This window comes from Dyella acidiphila (assembly GCF_014863405.1).
GTDB classification, from domain to species: domain Bacteria; phylum Pseudomonadota; class Gammaproteobacteria; order Xanthomonadales; family Rhodanobacteraceae; genus Dyella_B; species Dyella_B acidiphila.
The window spans coordinates 234,545-249,977 of record NZ_JACZZA010000001.1 but is presented as its reverse complement, the minus strand read 5'-3'; the positions used below and the strand labels follow the sequence as shown (position 1 = coordinate 249,977).

Sequence of the window (15,433 nt, the reverse complement as noted above, 5' to 3'; positions counted from 1 at the left end):
CTTGTCAGGTCGTCCGGCGAGGAGATACGTTAGCGCTAACGTATCTTGCATCGAGCCGCACCATGTACCTGTCCGACCTCGGCAAACTCGCTTTGGGCAGCCGCCTCAAGGCGCTCAGCGATCACTTCTACGGTGCGGTGGACGAGGTCTACCAGGCGCGCGGCGCGCGCATCGAATCGCGCTGGATGCCGGTGCTGCGCTATCTGTCGGATACCGGCCCCAGCGCGGTGACCGAAGTGGCCGAGGCGATCGGCCAGACCCATTCGGCGGTCAGCCAGCTCGCTGACAAACTGGTGCGCGCCGGCATGCTGCGCCGGCGCCGCGATCCTGCCGATGGCCGCCGCAGCGTGCTGCAGCTGACCGACAAGGCCCGCAGTGCCCTGGCCGAGCTGGGGCCGCTGTGGTGTGCGGTGCGGCGCGGCGTATCGGCGTCGCTGGGCGAGGAGGCGGAGCGCCTGCTGGAGGCATTGGGTGCCTGCGAAGAAGCGCTGCGCCAGCGACCGATCGCGGCGGCGATGCTGGCCGAGCACGACGCGATCATGGCCACGCCGGTGGACATCGTGCCGTTCGCCCCGGCACTGCGCGAGCATTTCTATCGCTTGAATGCGCAATGGCTGGAGCGCTACTTCCGCATCGAGGAGATCGACCAGGCGGTACTGCGCGATCCGGAGCGTTATGTGCTGGAGCCGGGCGGGGCGATTTTTTTCGCTCGCCTGGGCGAGGAGGTGATCGGCACCTGCGCCCTGCTGCAGGAATCCCCCGGCGTCTACGAGCTGACCAAGATGGGCGTGGATGAAACCTTCCACGGGCTTGGGGCCGGGCGGCGCCTGCTGGATGCGGCGATCGCCGAATTCCGCCGCCGCAAGGGCACCACCCTGTTCCTGGAATCCAACAGCCGCCTCAAACCCGCCCTGGGCATGTACGAGCGCGCTGGTTTCCGCATGCAGCCGGCCATGCGCCCGGACTCGCACTACGAGCGGGCGGACGTGTACATGATCTACGAAGGGGCGCCGGCTGCATCCGGCCAGACCCCCGGCACCAAGGGCCGGGGGCGCCGCCGGGCGGCTTAGCGGGTGCCGCGCACCACGATGGTCTTGCCGGAAACCTCGATCATGCCTTGCTCTTCCAACTGCTTGAGCACGCGGCCGACCATTTCGCGCGAGCAGCCCACGATACGGCTGACTTCCTGGCGCGAGATGCGGATCTGGGTGCCGGCCGGGTGGCTCATCGCATCCGGCTCCTGGCACAGGTCCAGCAGGGTGCGGGAGATGCGGTTGGTCACGTCCATGAAGGCCATGCGGCTGACCTGGCGCGAGGTGCGCAGCAGGCGGTGCGTGAGCTGGGCGCCGATGGCGAACAGGATCTTCGGGCATTCGTCGCGGAGCGGGCCTTCCATCAGCTGGAACAGGCGCTCATAGCTGATTTCGGCCATTTCGCAAGGACTGCGCGTGCGCACCATCGACTCGCGCTGCGCCTGTTCCACGAACAGGCCCATTTCGCCGATGAACTGGCCGCGGCTGATGTAGGCGAGGATCAGCTCCCGCCCCTGTTCGTCCTCGGTGCAGACCGCCAGCGAGCCCTCAATCACGTAATAAAGGGTGTTGGCAGGGTCGCCGGGGCGGATGATGGCGGTTTTGCCGGGGTAGCGGCGGCGATGGCAGAGCCCCAGGAATCGCTCCATGGAGGCGGGATCTGGCGCAAACCCGAGTGGAGCCTGTGAACGTTCGAACGCTTGTTGTAATTGATATTTCAGCTGCACCACGTAGTTTCCCCAAGCTGAGTCGTCTAAGGACCGCCCCTACCGGCGATCGGACAGATACTAAACGCATCCGCTGCGACTTTCGCATTATGGCAAAGACGAAGCGAGCCCCGCAGGTTCTGTTTTGGATCGATTTGCCGCATACTTCGCAGTCTTCCGGACCGGGGCCACTGCCATCGTCCGTTAACAAGGGGCGTGCAGGATAAGGGTCCAGCACGCTTTTCCAATCAGCGGGGACCCTTGTAGCTAACCCGCCTCACCTGTCGGCCGTGACCCGGCCATGGAGTGTCGCCGTGGTGAAACCCCTCCCGCGCCTGCGTCTGCAGGGCTTCAACAACCTGACCAAGGCCCTGAGCTTCAACATCTACGACATCTGCTATGCGGTGTCCGAAGACCAGCGCCAGCGCTATATCGAGTACATCGACGAGCAGTACGACGCCGATCGTCTCACCCAGATCCTCACCGACGTGGCCGAGATCATCGGCGCGAACATCCTCAACGTGGCCCGCCAGGACTACGACCCGCAGGGTGCCTCGGTAACCATCCTGATCTCCGAAGAGCCGGTGGTGGAGAAGCTGGGCCGCGACACCATCTCCGACGCGGTGGTGGCGCATATGGACAAGAGCCATATCACCGTCCACACCTACCCGGAAACCCATCCGCACAACGGCATCGCCACCTTCCGTGCGGATATCGACGTGGCCACCTGCGGCGTGATCTCCCCGCTGAAGGCGCTGAACTACCTGATCGACAGCTTCGAGTCGGACATCGTGGTGTGCGACTACCGCGTGCGCGGCTTCACCCGCGACGTGAAGGGCAAGAAGCACTTCATCGACCACAAGATCAACTCGGTGCAGGACTACCTGGCGCGCCACATCCGCCAGAAGTACGAGATGTTCGACGTGAACGTGTATCAGGAAAATATTTTCCACACCAAGATGCACATCAAGGACTTCGACCTCGACACCTATCTGTTCGAGGCGCATGCCGACGATCTGTCGTTCAAGGAGCGCCAGAAGATCGAGCAGCTGCTGCGGCGCGAGATCGAAGAACTGTTCCACGGCCGCAACCTGATGTAACAAAAAGCCCGCCGAAAGGCGGGCTTTTTTTCTCCAAACCACCGATACCGCCCGTAGGTTGGGTTAGCGCAGCGTAACCCAACAAATCTCCATCGAAGCGAACATCGTTGGGTTACGCTGCGCTAACCCAACCTACCGCTCTCGCGCTTACAGGCGGTACGCCACCGTCTTCATCACCATCGAACTCGCATGCATCAGCTGCGGAATCGGAAACGGCAACGCTATGCCACCCCGCTCACGCGCCTGTTGCGCATGCTGCACTTCATCGGCCTGCATCTGCTGCAGCACCACGCGCGAACGTTCGTCCTGCGCTGGCAGCCGGTCCATATGATCGGCCAGGTGCGCTTCCACCTGTTTCTCCGTTTCCACCACAAAGCCCAGGCTGATTTTGTCGCCGGCCAATGCCGCCACGGCACCGATGGCATAGCTGCCGGCGTACCACAGCGGATTGAGCAGGCTGGGCCGGCTATCCAGTTCCTGCAGCCGTTCGGCGCACCAGGCCAGGTGATCGGTTTCTTCCGCGGCCGCGTGTTGCAGATGTACGCGGTTTTCCTCGTGCCGCGCCAAGGCGGCCTGCCCGTCGTAGAGCGCCTGCGCACATACCTCGCCGGTGTGGTTGATGCGCATCAGGCCGGCGGCATGCCGGCGCTCGGCATCGTCCAGCTCGGCTTCGGGCGTGCCATGCGAGGGCGAGCTGCGATGCGCTTCCGGGGCACCGGCCACGGTTTCCAGCGCGCGCTCGATGCCGGCCAGCAGGCGATCCAAGGGTGAAAGGCTACGTACGTTCATGGGATGACTCTTCAGGATTCCAGCTGCTGCGCAAGCAGGGTAAGTGGGTGCATCGTCGGCAATGTCGAGGCCTGCGCGGCAAGCCCCGCCGCCAGATGCAGCCGGCAGCCGATATTGGACGACAGAAGCAGCTGCACATCCAGCTGGCTGATCGCCGACAACATGTCGCTGCGCAGCTGATCGGCCCGCTCCGGAAACTGCAGGGCATGGCTGCCGGCAGCGCCGCAACAATAAGGTGGGGTGGCCAGGCGCTGCGCATGCAGCTGCGGTACCTGCTTGAGCAGGCTTGTCAGCGCGCCATCGCTGCGCGCGACATTGGCCTGTGTGCACGGCACATGCAGGGCGGCCCGCAGCGATAGCGGGCGAAAACGCAGACTGTCGCTGCGTTCGGCCAGCAGGCGATAAGGATCGTCCACGCGCACGTCGGGAAGCGCCCGGCGCAGCGCGGTAAGACAGCCGGGCGTGACGGTGGCCAGATAATCGGCGCCGGCGTTGGCCCAGGCATGACGCACGCGCTCGGCCGAGGCCTGCGCCTGATCGACCACGCCGTCATGCAGATCGAGCGCGCCGCAGCAGAACGCCGGCATGCGTACCACGCGATAGCCGGCGGCGCGCAACAGGATCTCGGCAGCCTGTTCGGCCTGTTCGTCCTGGATGCTGGCGGCACAACCCGGGAAAAGCGCGACTGTTCCGGCGGTCTGCGCCGGCGATGCGATCGGGGATGGCATGGATCGCGCGGGTTTCGCGCCTTGCAGCCATGTCAGCGCAGTCCGCCATGCAGCGGCTTTGGGGCCGCCGAGCAACGGGGGCAGCCAGTGCAGTGCGCCGGTCCAGCGCGCCAGACCCTGCAGCCAACGGCTGAGCCCGGGCCGCTTGATCAGGCGCAGCAGGCCATGCGGGCGTGCGGGGGCAGGGCCGAGCAGGGCGTGGGTTTCCACCAGCAACTCTTCATATTGAACACCCGCCGGGCAGACCCGCTGGCAGTTCAGGCAGCCCAGGCAATGGTCCAGGGGCTCCCGCAGCGCTGGCGTGGCGGCGACTTGCCCCTGCGCCAGCGCCGCGGCAATGGCGATGCGACCTCGCGGCGATTCCGCCTCGTTGCCGTCCAGGGCATAGGTTGGGCACACGGGCAGGCACAGGCCGCACTGCACGCACTGGTCGGCCAGCACGGCAATGTGGTGGCGGGGCTTCTCAAGAGGCATGTTGTTCATGCTATCATTCGCAGCTCGCAGCCCACCGTGGGCTTGCGCGATGGATGTAAGCTTCGCTATCATCTCGCGCCTTTGTTCCACCGATTCCGCTTACCGCCCTTGTGGCGGCAGACAGGTATTCCGAAATGAAAACGTTCAGCGCCAAGCCGGAAAGCGTCAAGCGCGACTGGTACGTGGTTGACGCCACGGACAAGACGCTCGGTCGTCTCTCGACCGAAATCGCGCGTCGCCTTCGCGGCAAGCACAAGCCCGAGTTCACCCCGCACGTCGATACCGGCGACTACATCGTCGTGATCAACGCTGAGAAGGTGGCTGTCACCGGCGCCAAGCTGGACGACAAGATGTATCACCGTTTCACCGGTTACGTCGGCAACCTCAAGACCATCAGCCTGAAGGATCTGTTGGCCACCTATCCCGAGCGAGTCATCGAGATCGCCGTGAAGGGCATGCTGCCGAAGAACCCGCTGGGCCGCGCCATGTACCGCAAGCTCAAGGTTTACGGCGGCGCCGAACATCCGCATACCGCCCAGCAGCCGCAGGCGCTGGAAATCTAAGGAAGCAACATGGCGATTCAGCAGAATTACGGCACCGGCCGCCGCAAGACCTCCGCAGCTCGCGTGTTCCTGCGCAAGGGCACCGGCGCGATCGAAGTGAACGGCAAGACCCTGGACCAGTTCTTCGGTCGTGAGACCTCGCGCATGATCGTGCGCCAGCCGCTCGAACTGACCCAGAGCGCTGACAAGTTCGACATCAAGGTTACCGTCGCTGGCGGCGGCATCACCGGCCAGGCCGGTGCGATCCGCCTCGGCATCGCCCGCGCCCTGATCGAGTACGACGAAAGCCTCAAGACCCAGCTGCGCAAGGCTGGCTTCGTGACCCGCGACGCCCGTGAAGTCGAGCGTAAGAAGGTCGGTCTGCACAAGGCACGTCGCGCTACCCAGTTCTCGAAGCGCTAATCCTCACCCGAGGTTGCGGTTCGACTGAGCGATGCATCAAGTCAGAGCGCATCGATCGGCAAGGTATTGGGAGATCGTCTAACGGTAGGACAACGGACTCTGACTCCGTTTATCTAGGTTCGAATCCTAGTCTCCCAGCCAAAAACAAAAAGCCCGCCTTTATGGCGGGCTTTTTGTTTTTGGATTGGGAGGGCCAGGGGGCTCTGTCTGACAAATTTGTCTGGAACAAATTTGGACAGCGCGAAACGGTGGCCCCGGAGCGTGTAGCGCGGGGGGCGTAAATGGCGTGAACAATCTCAGCCTCCCAATAAACATCAAGACCCTGCATCGGCGGTCTTTTATGGCCCGAAGGCACCCATGCACTGCTGCGTGTGTGCGATACCTGATGGCAGATTAAGATCGAGCGCACATCACCCCGGAAGATAAGCATGAACAGGAAAGTGTTGCCTCTAATAGCGTGCGTATTGCTGCTTCTACCGGTGTTGGCAAACGCCAGCGACATCTGCTGGATCGACAAGATTACAAAAGCCGCCGGAGGTGTCGAAGTTCATTTCATACCTCGCGTCGATTTGAGTGTATTTGGGCCAAATGCCTCCAACCTTTACGTGAAGGATGGCGTTGTTCGCCAGGCCACAAACAACGCAGAGGCCCACCTTGTGCTCGCACCAGGGCAAGGAGTGTCAGTCGGAGCTATGCCAGAAGACATGTGCTTAATCACGGCTACTGAGCAAGGTGGTCAACTTGGGGTGACCGCTCATGCTGCTAACAACGTCGGCGGGCAGCACACCCAAGTGACAGAGTTTTACTCTGCCGAATAAATTGGCGTGCTTGCGATAAATCGGCTCTTCATACGAGCGCGCGACCCTTAAAAGGGATCGGAGCTGGTCTTACTGACCTTCGGCCCCTCACTGCCCAAGTCGTCATCAGTCAGACCCTCCAAACCCATGACAGACGGCTGGCCCAAGCCTTCGCCTTGGTGCTGGCGTCGCGGTATGCTCAGACCTTCAAGGACCTTCGGGGGAAGGAGCGGGCCACCATCGGTCAAAGACCTTGTGGAGGGGTTCCAGCAAGGAACCAACATCAAATACAAAATCGACCTCGAAAGGGGCATTTTTTAGGCCGATGATGAAGCCGACCATGGCAGAGGGATGGAATCCATGGAGCGCGCCGTTGAGGCAAGGAAGGCATTTCAAAAACAGCACCCTCCTGCCAGTCCTAAGCAGGTTTCTGCACCACCCCCACCTTCGGGCTTGACCCTAGAAAAAGCCATCCAAAATTACGCCGAGGTGGAGGCGCCTGGGCTCAAGGGCGATACCTGGGATGGTCGCCAACGGGCTTTAAAAACATTTGTGGGCAAGCTGGGTGCGCAGACCCCCGTTGCCTCCATTATAAATTTCGCGCAGATGAAGCTAAGGCTCTTCTCGGCCAGAATTGTTCGGTTGCCCTGCTGTGAGCGCTTTTATCAACGTGTCTTATGGGGAAATGGAGAGCAGACAAGGACTATGGCCAAGCTAAGCCTTGCACTCCGGGCGTTCAGGCAATCAATCGCGCATTGGGGCGTTGTCGAATATGCACTTTTACTCCTGCTCTGGGGCGGAGTATCTGCGCCCTTTTACTCCTGGGGATGGGGCGCATTCTCGGTATTGAGTCTTCCTTTGATTTTAGCCATGGGAATGATCGTTCTTTACTTCGCTGAGCGTATTTTTAGAAGGCATCTTAATCCTGCACAGGAACGGAGGATGCCCCCTTTAAACGGGCGATTCCATGCAGCCACTTCTCTTGAGGCCGAATCCTATTTCAAGGAGGTCAGCACGGGTGCTTACTCTGAGATGTTTGAGATCGAAGTAAATTTGCTCAAGCGGGAGGACGCCGAGGCGTTTACTGATCAGATTTTCGACCATCCATTGATACAGTTTTTCAACGGCTTGGTGCTCGACGATCCTAACACCAGCGATCATCACATCCTTCTGCGCTGGCATCCATTTGAAGGTTGCGTCCTTTTCTTGCCCCATGATGATGATTCACGCGTGGTCTTTCGAAGTCTTGGCGATTTCCTCGATGGAGTACGTCGGTGCAAAGAGAGCGGCCAGCCGTTGCGTGAAATGCATCCTGAGTTATCTCCCGTCCCATCAGACCAAGTGGCGTTGTCGCGTGTCATACGAGACTTGATTGAAGGGGCCGATGATGACATTTCTATTGCTTTGGCTCTCATTCCTTCCATGGACCTATCGGATGTCACTCTCCTCGAGAGGATGGCTGTCGACCAAAACTTTTATCTGGGTGAGGCAGTCGCCAATGAAATTGCCAAGCGCCCTTCAGTCGATCTGAAACCTATTGCGTTGCTCTGTTCCAAGCATTCTCATATCCAGGTCGCCAATGCAGGCGCAGAAGCGCTAAATGCTTTCTAAAAAGTGCTCCAACCCTAAGGCTTTATCCATGACTGAAGAAGAGATGTTTGAGATCGTCAAGCGGAATGAAGACATCTGCTCAGCGATGGTCAACGTAACTCGAAGCAGCAGTGATGCCTCCGCACTTACTCCACCGAAAACATCGGCTCCCCCACCCACGATTTCTGCGCAACCCGCTGCCCCAATGCCGCATACGCATCCGAAGCACGAAACTGCTTCATCGTGACGGGTTTCAAGGCTTCGCTGGTGTTATCCAAACGGCCACTCACCAGCAGCCCAGTCATCGCCTGCAGAATCGGGTAGTCGGGATTCATTTCTTCCATAAACAGGAATTGGCCAGCCTGATTCACTTCCAGGAAGTGATAGTTGCCTTCGCGATCCACTACCAGGTCGATGGCGCCGAAGACGAGGCCGAGTTCCTGCATCAGTGCGCGTAGCTTGCTTTCGACGGTGGAGGGCAGGGTGATGGTTTTGGCGATCATCTCGGGGTGGTCGGTATAGGTGCGCCAGTCGAGGAAGCCGCCGCTTTCGCCTTTGGCGAAGCTCATGGCGAATAGATGCTGGCCCATTACCGTGACGCGCACGTCGAGTGCTTTGTCGATATAGCGTTGGTAGACGCCGGGGCAGATGGCGATGGCATCTGGTGGCAGATCGCTTTGCTGGTCGAGCAGGGCGACGCCTACGGTGTGTCGTTCACCGGTCTTTTGATCTTGCCAGTGATGGGGGAGGAAGCTTTTGAAGATGATGCGACCCCATTTCTTGCGCAGCAGATCGACCTGGCCGACATCGGTGGTGATTACGGTTTCGGGGAATGGCAGGCCGAGTTTGCGGGCGATGCTCAGCTGCACCATTTTGTGCTCGGCGCGGATCGCTTCGGGAAGACGGTTTACCCACAAGGCGTCGCCATAGGCATTGCCGAGGGTGAACATGTTGCGCTGGAACATTTTCCATTCGAGGCGCGCAAAGGCTTCGTCGGCTTCGGCGCAGGTGGGATTGGGATCCTGGATGCGGCGGTTCCAGACGGCGCTGACCACGCCCTGGCCGACATTGGAGTCAAGTAGGAATTCGTGCTCGGCATCGATATGAAAGGTGTAATGGTTGCCGGGCTTGGCTTGTAGCGACGGCATGCATATCGGTGTGACACCCTGTTGTTCCAGTGCCCAGCTCAAGGCGCAGGCATGGGGGTCGGTATCGGGTGCAAGTATCAGCACGCAGTGTTGCATGTGCGTTCCTCCGTATGAAGAAAGCACACCCCGCGCATGGCGGGGCGTGCTGTTCAAGCCGTTCCGCTGCTTAGCCCAGTGCGCCGATTTCGGGTTCGGCCGGAGGTGTGTGGATGGTGATGAACTGGCCCTTTTCCATGTCTTCGTCCGCGGTCCGCGTTACTTTCACCGCTTGCAGGCGGGCGAAAGTGCGGACGATTTCCGTTGCCTCGTTAGATTGAGAAACCATTGTGTCGACTCCTTCTTGAGTAATCACATGGGATGCCTCCGAGAGGAGGCTCGTCGACTCTACGAGCGTGCCGAATGCGTCGCCAGTGTCGGATGCAGCGGAATTTTCATCCGTGCAAGTCATATGCGCCGTCATCAAGGTGAAGGCTTTGTGCATGGGCTTACAGCGATGATTGCAACGTAACGGGCAGCTGCATGACGGATAACGAGAAAATCGAATGGGATGCACGCCGTCGACGACGAACCCTCATGCACATGGTGCTGGTTCTTGTGCTGGTGGCGTAGAAACCTGCGAGAAAAACTGTGAGGCACGGCTAAGGGGATGGGCGGGAATCCGATCGTCGATCGGCGGGTTGCAAGCAAATCCTTCTTGTTAGATAAACCTTCGAGCAGGCCCGCTATCCAAACGCCACCCATCCATCCAGTACGCGGCGCATTACTACCACCATGGCGACAACTCACGATTTCATCGAATACGTAGAAGAACAAGTATCGCTGGGCGACCGCTTTGCCAAAAAGAAGATGTTTGGCGAGTACGCTATTTATGTAGATGGCAAGGTCGTCGCTTTCGCCTGCGACAACAGTCTCTATATCAAGCCATCTGCCGCTGCCGCAACGTTGTCGCCCAAGCTTCCCGAGCGACCGCCTTACCCTGGTGCCAAGGACTACCCGGTTGCCGACGAACTGCTGGATGACTCGGACGTGATTCGCCAGCTGGTGCTCGATACTGCCGTACTGATGCCGGCTCCCAAGCCGAAGAAACCGGCGCCCCGCAAGTCCAGCAAGTGATTGCCGGCGCACTCGCACGCATTGCCGGATAGCTGCCGGCTCTGCTTGTGTAGACTGCGGTCTGTAGAAAGGGGCTATTCCATTGAAAGCGAGAGACCGGCGTCGATGATCATCCGTTCGTGGCGTCGCAGCGTGGCGTGGCTTGTTGTGCTGCTGATTGGCATCTCCATGGCGCACGCAACGGATGCGATGCAACTGCAGGCCCTTACCATCGAACACCAGACGCAGCCGCTGGCGTTGGATGTCGCATCACCTCGCTTTAGCTGGGTCGTGGCGAATGCCTCGCGTGGCACGTTTCCCACGGGCTACCGTATTGAAGTGGCGTCCAGCACGGCTGCACTGAGCGCGGATCGGCCGGATATATGGGATAGCGGGCGCGTGGCCAGCCGTGCCTCGTTCGATATCGCCTACGCGGGACCGCCTCTGCTTGCGTCGCACCGCTACTACTGGAAGGTCACTGCGCAAACGTCGACAGGCGAGGCCAGTGCCAGTTCCTGGTTCGAGACCGCGCCTTCCATGCAGGAATGGTCGCACGCGGCGTGGATCGGCAAGCCACCCGGCGGCAGCCTGGCGGCGCCGTTATTGCGGCAGGTGTTTGCCGTGGGTGCGAACCTGGTGTCGGCGCGGCTATATATCGCCGCGGGCGGCTACGCCGATGTGTCGATCAACGGCCAGCCCGCAAGCGATGCCGTGCTTTCGCCGGACTTCACCGACTACGACAAGCGCGTGCTTTATGTCGCGCATGATGTAACGGCATTGCTGCAGCCAGGATCGGCCAACGCCATCGGTATCGAACTTGGACGCGGCTATTACGGCCTCACCAATCCGGATGTGTGGCACTGGGAGAAGGCTCCGTGGCACGGCGAGCCACGCGTACGTGCCTTATTGAAGCTGTGCTACGCGGACCAGCATTGCCAGTTCATCGGCACTGGCACGGACTGGCGCGTGCATGATGGCCCGACCCTGCTGGATGACGTATATGGCGGCGAGACCTACGATGCCCGCCGCGCGTTGCCCGGCTTTGCCACGGCTGGCTTCGACGATCGGGATTGGAGCAAGGCGGCGGAACTTCCGGCGCCCAAGGGTGTGCTGCAAGCGCAGCGCGAGCCTCCGGTGCGGGTGGTGCAGACGTTGCCGGCGGTAACTGTCACCAAGTTGAGTCACGGTGGCTACGTGTTTGCGTTTCCGCGCGTGATATCCGGCTGGGCCACGGTGACGGTACGGGGCCATGCCGGTGACACCTTGGTTCTGCACTATGGCGAAAAGCTGCTGCCCGACGGCAGTGTCGACGATCGCGACGATCACCACTACTTCGCGCACGGGTTACAGACCGATCGCATCATCCTGGCGGGAACGGGCGCGGAGCGCTGGCATTCGCGTTTTTCCTGGAAAGGCTTTCGCTATGTGCAAGTCGACGGCTGGCCCGGCGCGCCCCCCGCACTCGACGCCATAAGCGCCCAGGTGGTGCACACCGATGTGCGGGTAATCGGCCATTTCGATAGCAGCAACGACTTGCTCAACTGGATTCACGCCGCCGCCGTCCACACCGTACTGAATAATCTGTACGGCATTCCCACCGACACGCCGATGTACGAGAAAAACGGCTGGACCGGTGACGGCATGCTTGGCACCGACATGATGCTGCGCAACCTGGATACCGGCACGCTGTTGACCAAATGGGTCCAGGATATTGCCGATGCACGCCAGGCCAATGGCGCGCCGCTGCTGATTGCACCCAATCCGGGCTGGGCGGTCGATGTGCGCGCTCCGCCCTGGCATGCGGCGTATGTGCTGGTGCCATGGTTCTTGTACTGGCAGCGCGGCGATCGCCACGTACTCAGCGAGAACATCCAGGGCATGGCGCGCTATGTCGATCTCGAATACGCGCGTTCGCCTGCCGGTATTGCCGATACCGAACTGGGCGACTGGGTCAGTCCGAATACGCCGGCCGATGGCGGCAATGCACCGGAAGACAAACGGATCGCCGCCACGGCTTACCTCTATCGCATGGCTGACACGCTGGCCCAGATCGAGCGCACGCTGGGCGACGACCGCGCGGCGCAGCATTTTGATGGCATGGCTGCGCAGGTACGGGATACTTTCAATCAGCGCTTTTTCGATCCGACCAAGGGCTTGTATCGCGGCGAGGGCGACGAAGGTGTGCGGCAAACGCATCAGTTGTTGGCACTAGGTTTTGGCCTGGTTCCTGCGGCGCAACGAACGCGGGTAGCTGATGCATTGATGCAGGCAGTGCATGCGCATAACGATCATCTCGACACCGGCGCGCTGGGCACCAAGCTGCTGCTGCCGGTGCTCACTGCCACCGGTCACGCGGGCCTGGCATGGACGGTCGCCATGCAAGTCAGTTTCCCCTCCTGGGGCTACTGGCGCGCTCACGGCGCCACCAGCCTGTGGGAACACTGGAAGCTCGATGCGCGTTCGCAAGACCATTATTTTCTCGGCACCATCGACGATTGGCTGTTCGAAGATGTGGTGGGCATGCGGCCGCTGGCGCCCGGATGGCAACGCATCGGTGTGCATCCCGCGCTGATGGGCTGGCTGTTGCATGCCGAAGGCGACACCATCACACCTTATGGCCATGTCGTGGTGTCCTGGTCGCGCGGTGCTGCCGGCATGCAGTTGGGTGTGGAAGTGCCGGTCGGCAGCACGGCCGAGGTGCGTGTGCCGATGGCAAAGCCGGCGAACCTGCAGATATCCGGGCAACCGCTCTCGACACTGCCACAGGCGCACCATCTGCACGCCTGTGGCGACGACACCTGTTTCGAGCTGGATTCCGGCAGCTATCGCTTTACGCAATCCAGGCAGTCGCGGCCGTAAGTGCCGGCGCAAACAGAAGGCCGCCCATGCGGGCGGCCTTCGAATCACGGCGCGTATCGACCAGCGCCGCGCATTACATCAGCTTGTCGCCGATCAACACCACATCTGCCGGGCGGCGTGCGAACAAGCCGACGGTGACGATGCCGGGAATCTGGTTCAGGTCGTTCTCCAGCCCGACCGGATCGGCGATCTGCCAGCCATGCACGTCGATGATCCAGTTGCCGTTGTCGGTGACCACACCATCGCGCCACACCGGGTTGCCGCCGCGCTTGACGATCTCCCGCCCAACCAGGCTGCGCGCCATCGGAATCACTTCGATCGGCAGCGGGAACTTGCCGAGCAGGTCCACGCGCTTGCTGGAATCGATGATGCAGATGAATTTCTGCGCGGCCTGCGCCACGATTTTTTCGCGGGTCAGCGCGGCGCCGCCGCCCTTGATCAGGCGTTTGTGCGGATCGCATTCGTCGGCGCCGTCCACATACACGGTCAGCGAGCCGGTGGCGTTGAGATCGAATACCGGAATGCCGTGCTTCTTCAGCTGCGCGGTGGATTGCTCCGAGCTGGACACCACGCCCTGGATGCGATCCTTGATGCCGGCCAGTGCATCAATAAAAAAGGCTACGGTCGAGCCGGTGCCCACGCCGACAATGGCGCCGTCTTCGATGTATTTGACGGCGGCTTCGCCCGCCAGGCGTTTTTCTTCGCTGCTCATGCTTCCACCCCGGAAAATCCAAAGCGGCAATGATCGTCGATTTGACTGCCAGCCGCATCCGCCCTCCGGTTTGGCAGCCCTGCGGGGACTTGCTAGGGTGGCGCCACGCGGATGGCCCGGGCGGGCTGGCGCAGGGGTGGAGAGGGCATGGCATCGGAACTTCTGGGGCAGCGTCTACGCCAGAGCCTGCAGCATTGGGCGGCCACGGCGCGCAAGCATGGCTGGTTTCCGCATGTGCCGCTGGCGATCCTGGCGGCGGGCGGTGCGCTGAAGCTGCTGCACCTGGACGTGGGGCGCGATTGGCAGCGCTATCTGGGGCTGCTGATGGAGGGGCAGTTCGACCAGCATGCTGCCGTGCTGCCGCCGTTGCTGATCGGGCTGGGGCAGCTGGCGATGTCGGCCGGCTTGCTGATGCGTTCGCGGCTGTCCTGGGTGATGACCATGCTGATGGCGGGCGGGGCCATTGCGAACCTGATGTTCGGGCGGCATCACAGTGTGCCGATGCTAATTTATTTTTCCGTGCTGCTGCTGGCCTTGCTGGCGAGCTGGCAGTCGTTCGACCGCTCCAGCCTGGCCGCCAGTACGCTGTTTGCGTTCACCTCGATCGCAATGCTGGTGATGTACGCCACCCTGGGCAGCTATTACCTGGGCGCGGATTTCACGCCGCCGATCAAGGATCTGCTCACGGCGCTGTATTACGCCATGATCACCATGACCACCGTGGGCTATGGCGATATCGTTCCGCACACCTCGCAGGCGCGCCTGTTCGCGGTGTCGGTGGTGGTGCTGGGCGTGGCCGTGTTCGCCACTTCGCTCACCGCGGTGGTTTCACCCATGATCAAGCGCAGCCTGCAGCGCATCGTCAATCAGAAGGGGCGCACCATGAAGCGCAAGGATCACTACGTGGTGGTCGGCAATAGTTCGCTGGCGATCAATACCTGGCGGGAACTGGTCCGGCGTGGGCAGTCTGTCACCCGCTTGCTGCGCGATGCGCCGGAAGACGGCGAATTGCACGACGTGGATGTGGTGGTGGGCGATTCCAGCGATACCGATGTACTGCGCCAAGCCGGCGCGCATCAGGCCAAGGCAGTGCTCGCCATGCGCGATGACGATGCGGAAAACGCGTTTACGGTGCTGGCGGTGAAGGAGCTGGGCGGCAGTGCACGCACGGTGGCGGCGGTGAACGATGCGCGGCATTTGAGCCGGATCAAGCTGGTGCAGCCGGATGTGATCATTGCGCCGCAGGTGCTGGGCGGGGAGCTGACGGCGATGCTGCTGACGGGGGAGAAGGTGACGGCGGATTTTGTGCTGGAGCGGGTGTTTCGTTGAGGTTTGCGCTTGCGCGGTACTTCTGCTTGTGTGGGTTGGGTTGCCCCGGACCTGATCCGGGGGTAATCCAACATGTCGCGATGATGCGTTGGGTTACGCTGCGCTAACCCAA

Annotated in this window: 15 protein-coding genes and 1 tRNA gene; 10 read left to right on the top strand and 6 right to left on the bottom strand. The window is 61.3% G+C overall.

The genetic code is table 11. The features are described 5' to 3' along the window. The first annotated feature begins 62 nt into the window (after window positions 1–62). On the top strand, window positions 63–1,070 hold the full coding sequence (locus IGX34_RS01265; RefSeq protein ID WP_192553850.1) for a bifunctional helix-turn-helix transcriptional regulator/GNAT family N-acetyltransferase: 1,008 nt from the start codon (window positions 63–65) through the stop codon (window positions 1,068–1,070). On the opposite strand, the gene crp is transcribed toward IGX34_RS01265, so the two are convergent. Further along, complete coding sequence (gene crp, locus IGX34_RS01260; RefSeq protein WP_225737129.1) at window positions 1,067–1,681, bottom strand: cAMP-activated global transcriptional regulator CRP; 615 nt, start codon at window positions 1,679–1,681, stop codon at window positions 1,067–1,069. The two genes, IGX34_RS01265 and crp, sit on opposite strands and share 4 nt — an antisense overlap. Window positions 1,682–2,052: 371 nt before the next feature. Here crp and speD point away from each other — a divergent pair, with 371 nt between their 5' ends. Beyond that, complete coding sequence (speD, locus tag IGX34_RS01255; RefSeq protein ID WP_126685269.1) at window positions 2,053–2,838, top strand: adenosylmethionine decarboxylase; 786 nt, start codon at window positions 2,053–2,055, stop codon at window positions 2,836–2,838. Between the two features lie 147 nt (window positions 2,839–2,985). Here speD and coq7 read toward each other — a convergent pair whose 3' ends face one another. Then, entirely contained in the window at window positions 2,986–3,627 is a 642-nt protein-coding gene (gene coq7, locus IGX34_RS01250) for a 2-polyprenyl-3-methyl-6-methoxy-1,4-benzoquinone monooxygenase (protein WP_192553848.1), read from the bottom strand. An 11-nt stretch (window positions 3,628–3,638) separates the two neighbouring features. Next, on the bottom strand, window positions 3,639–4,838 hold the full coding sequence (locus IGX34_RS01245; RefSeq protein ID WP_192553847.1) for a (Fe-S)-binding protein: 1,200 nt from the start codon (window positions 4,836–4,838) through the stop codon (window positions 3,639–3,641). A gap of 125 nt (window positions 4,839–4,963) precedes the next feature. Here IGX34_RS01245 and rplM point away from each other — a divergent pair, with 125 nt between their 5' ends. The 5 genes from rplM to IGX34_RS01220 all read left to right on the top strand — a co-directional run bounded on the left by rplM (window position 4,964) and on the right by IGX34_RS01220 (window position 8,202). Next, the gene (gene rplM / locus IGX34_RS01240) at window positions 4,964–5,392 is read left to right on the top strand and encodes a 50S ribosomal protein L13 (RefSeq protein ID WP_192553846.1); all 429 of its coding nucleotides are present in this window, start codon (window positions 4,964–4,966) and stop codon (window positions 5,390–5,392) included. A 9-nt stretch (window positions 5,393–5,401) separates the two neighbouring features. Continuing rightward, window positions 5,402–5,794, top strand: a complete 393-nt coding sequence (rpsI, locus tag IGX34_RS01235; protein ID WP_192553845.1) for a 30S ribosomal protein S9 — start codon at window positions 5,402–5,404, stop codon at window positions 5,792–5,794. A gap of 67 nt (window positions 5,795–5,861) precedes the next feature. After that, window positions 5,862–5,935, top strand: a tRNA-Gln gene (locus tag IGX34_RS01230). Between the two features lie 287 nt (window positions 5,936–6,222). Then, on the top strand, window positions 6,223–6,612 hold the full coding sequence (locus tag IGX34_RS01225; protein WP_192553844.1) for a hypothetical protein: 390 nt from the start codon (window positions 6,223–6,225) through the stop codon (window positions 6,610–6,612). Between the two features lie 339 nt (window positions 6,613–6,951). Further along, a complete protein-coding gene (locus IGX34_RS01220; RefSeq protein ID WP_192553843.1) occupies window positions 6,952–8,202 on the top strand; it encodes a hypothetical protein in 1,251 nt (416 codons plus the stop codon). Between the two features lie 125 nt (window positions 8,203–8,327). Here IGX34_RS01220 and IGX34_RS01215 read toward each other — a convergent pair whose 3' ends face one another. Together IGX34_RS01215 and IGX34_RS01210 are read right to left on the bottom strand one after the other, a co-directional pair. Further along, the gene (locus IGX34_RS01215) at window positions 8,328–9,425 is read right to left on the bottom strand and encodes an ATP-grasp domain-containing protein (RefSeq protein ID WP_192553842.1); all 1,098 of its coding nucleotides are present in this window, start codon (window positions 9,423–9,425) and stop codon (window positions 8,328–8,330) included. A 70-nt stretch (window positions 9,426–9,495) separates the two neighbouring features. Further along, window positions 9,496–9,810 (bottom strand): hypothetical protein, encoded by a 315-nt coding sequence (locus tag IGX34_RS01210; RefSeq protein ID WP_192553841.1) that lies wholly within the window; start codon window positions 9,808–9,810, stop codon window positions 9,496–9,498. Window positions 9,811–10,100: 290 nt separating this feature from the next. Here IGX34_RS01210 and IGX34_RS01205 point away from each other — a divergent pair, with 290 nt between their 5' ends. Together IGX34_RS01205 and IGX34_RS01200 are read left to right on the top strand one after the other, a co-directional pair. Further along, the gene (locus tag IGX34_RS01205) at window positions 10,101–10,442 is read left to right on the top strand and encodes a TfoX/Sxy family protein (RefSeq protein ID WP_192553840.1); all 342 of its coding nucleotides are present in this window, start codon (window positions 10,101–10,103) and stop codon (window positions 10,440–10,442) included. A 132-nt stretch (window positions 10,443–10,574) separates the two neighbouring features. Continuing rightward, window positions 10,575–13,280, top strand: coding sequence for a family 78 glycoside hydrolase catalytic domain (locus IGX34_RS01200; RefSeq protein ID WP_192553839.1), 2,706 nt, complete (start codon window positions 10,575–10,577; stop codon window positions 13,278–13,280). A 73-nt stretch (window positions 13,281–13,353) separates the two neighbouring features. Here the strand turns inward: IGX34_RS01200 and rpiA are convergent, their stop codons facing one another. Further along, window positions 13,354–13,992, bottom strand: coding sequence for a ribose-5-phosphate isomerase RpiA (gene rpiA / locus IGX34_RS01195; RefSeq protein ID WP_192553838.1), 639 nt, complete (start codon window positions 13,990–13,992; stop codon window positions 13,354–13,356). A 147-nt stretch (window positions 13,993–14,139) separates the two neighbouring features. Between rpiA and kch the strand changes: the two genes are divergently transcribed. Continuing rightward, complete coding sequence (kch, locus tag IGX34_RS01190; protein ID WP_192553837.1) at window positions 14,140–15,321, top strand: voltage-gated potassium channel protein; 1,182 nt, start codon at window positions 14,140–14,142, stop codon at window positions 15,319–15,321. The last annotated feature ends 112 nt before the right edge of the window (window positions 15,322–15,433 follow it).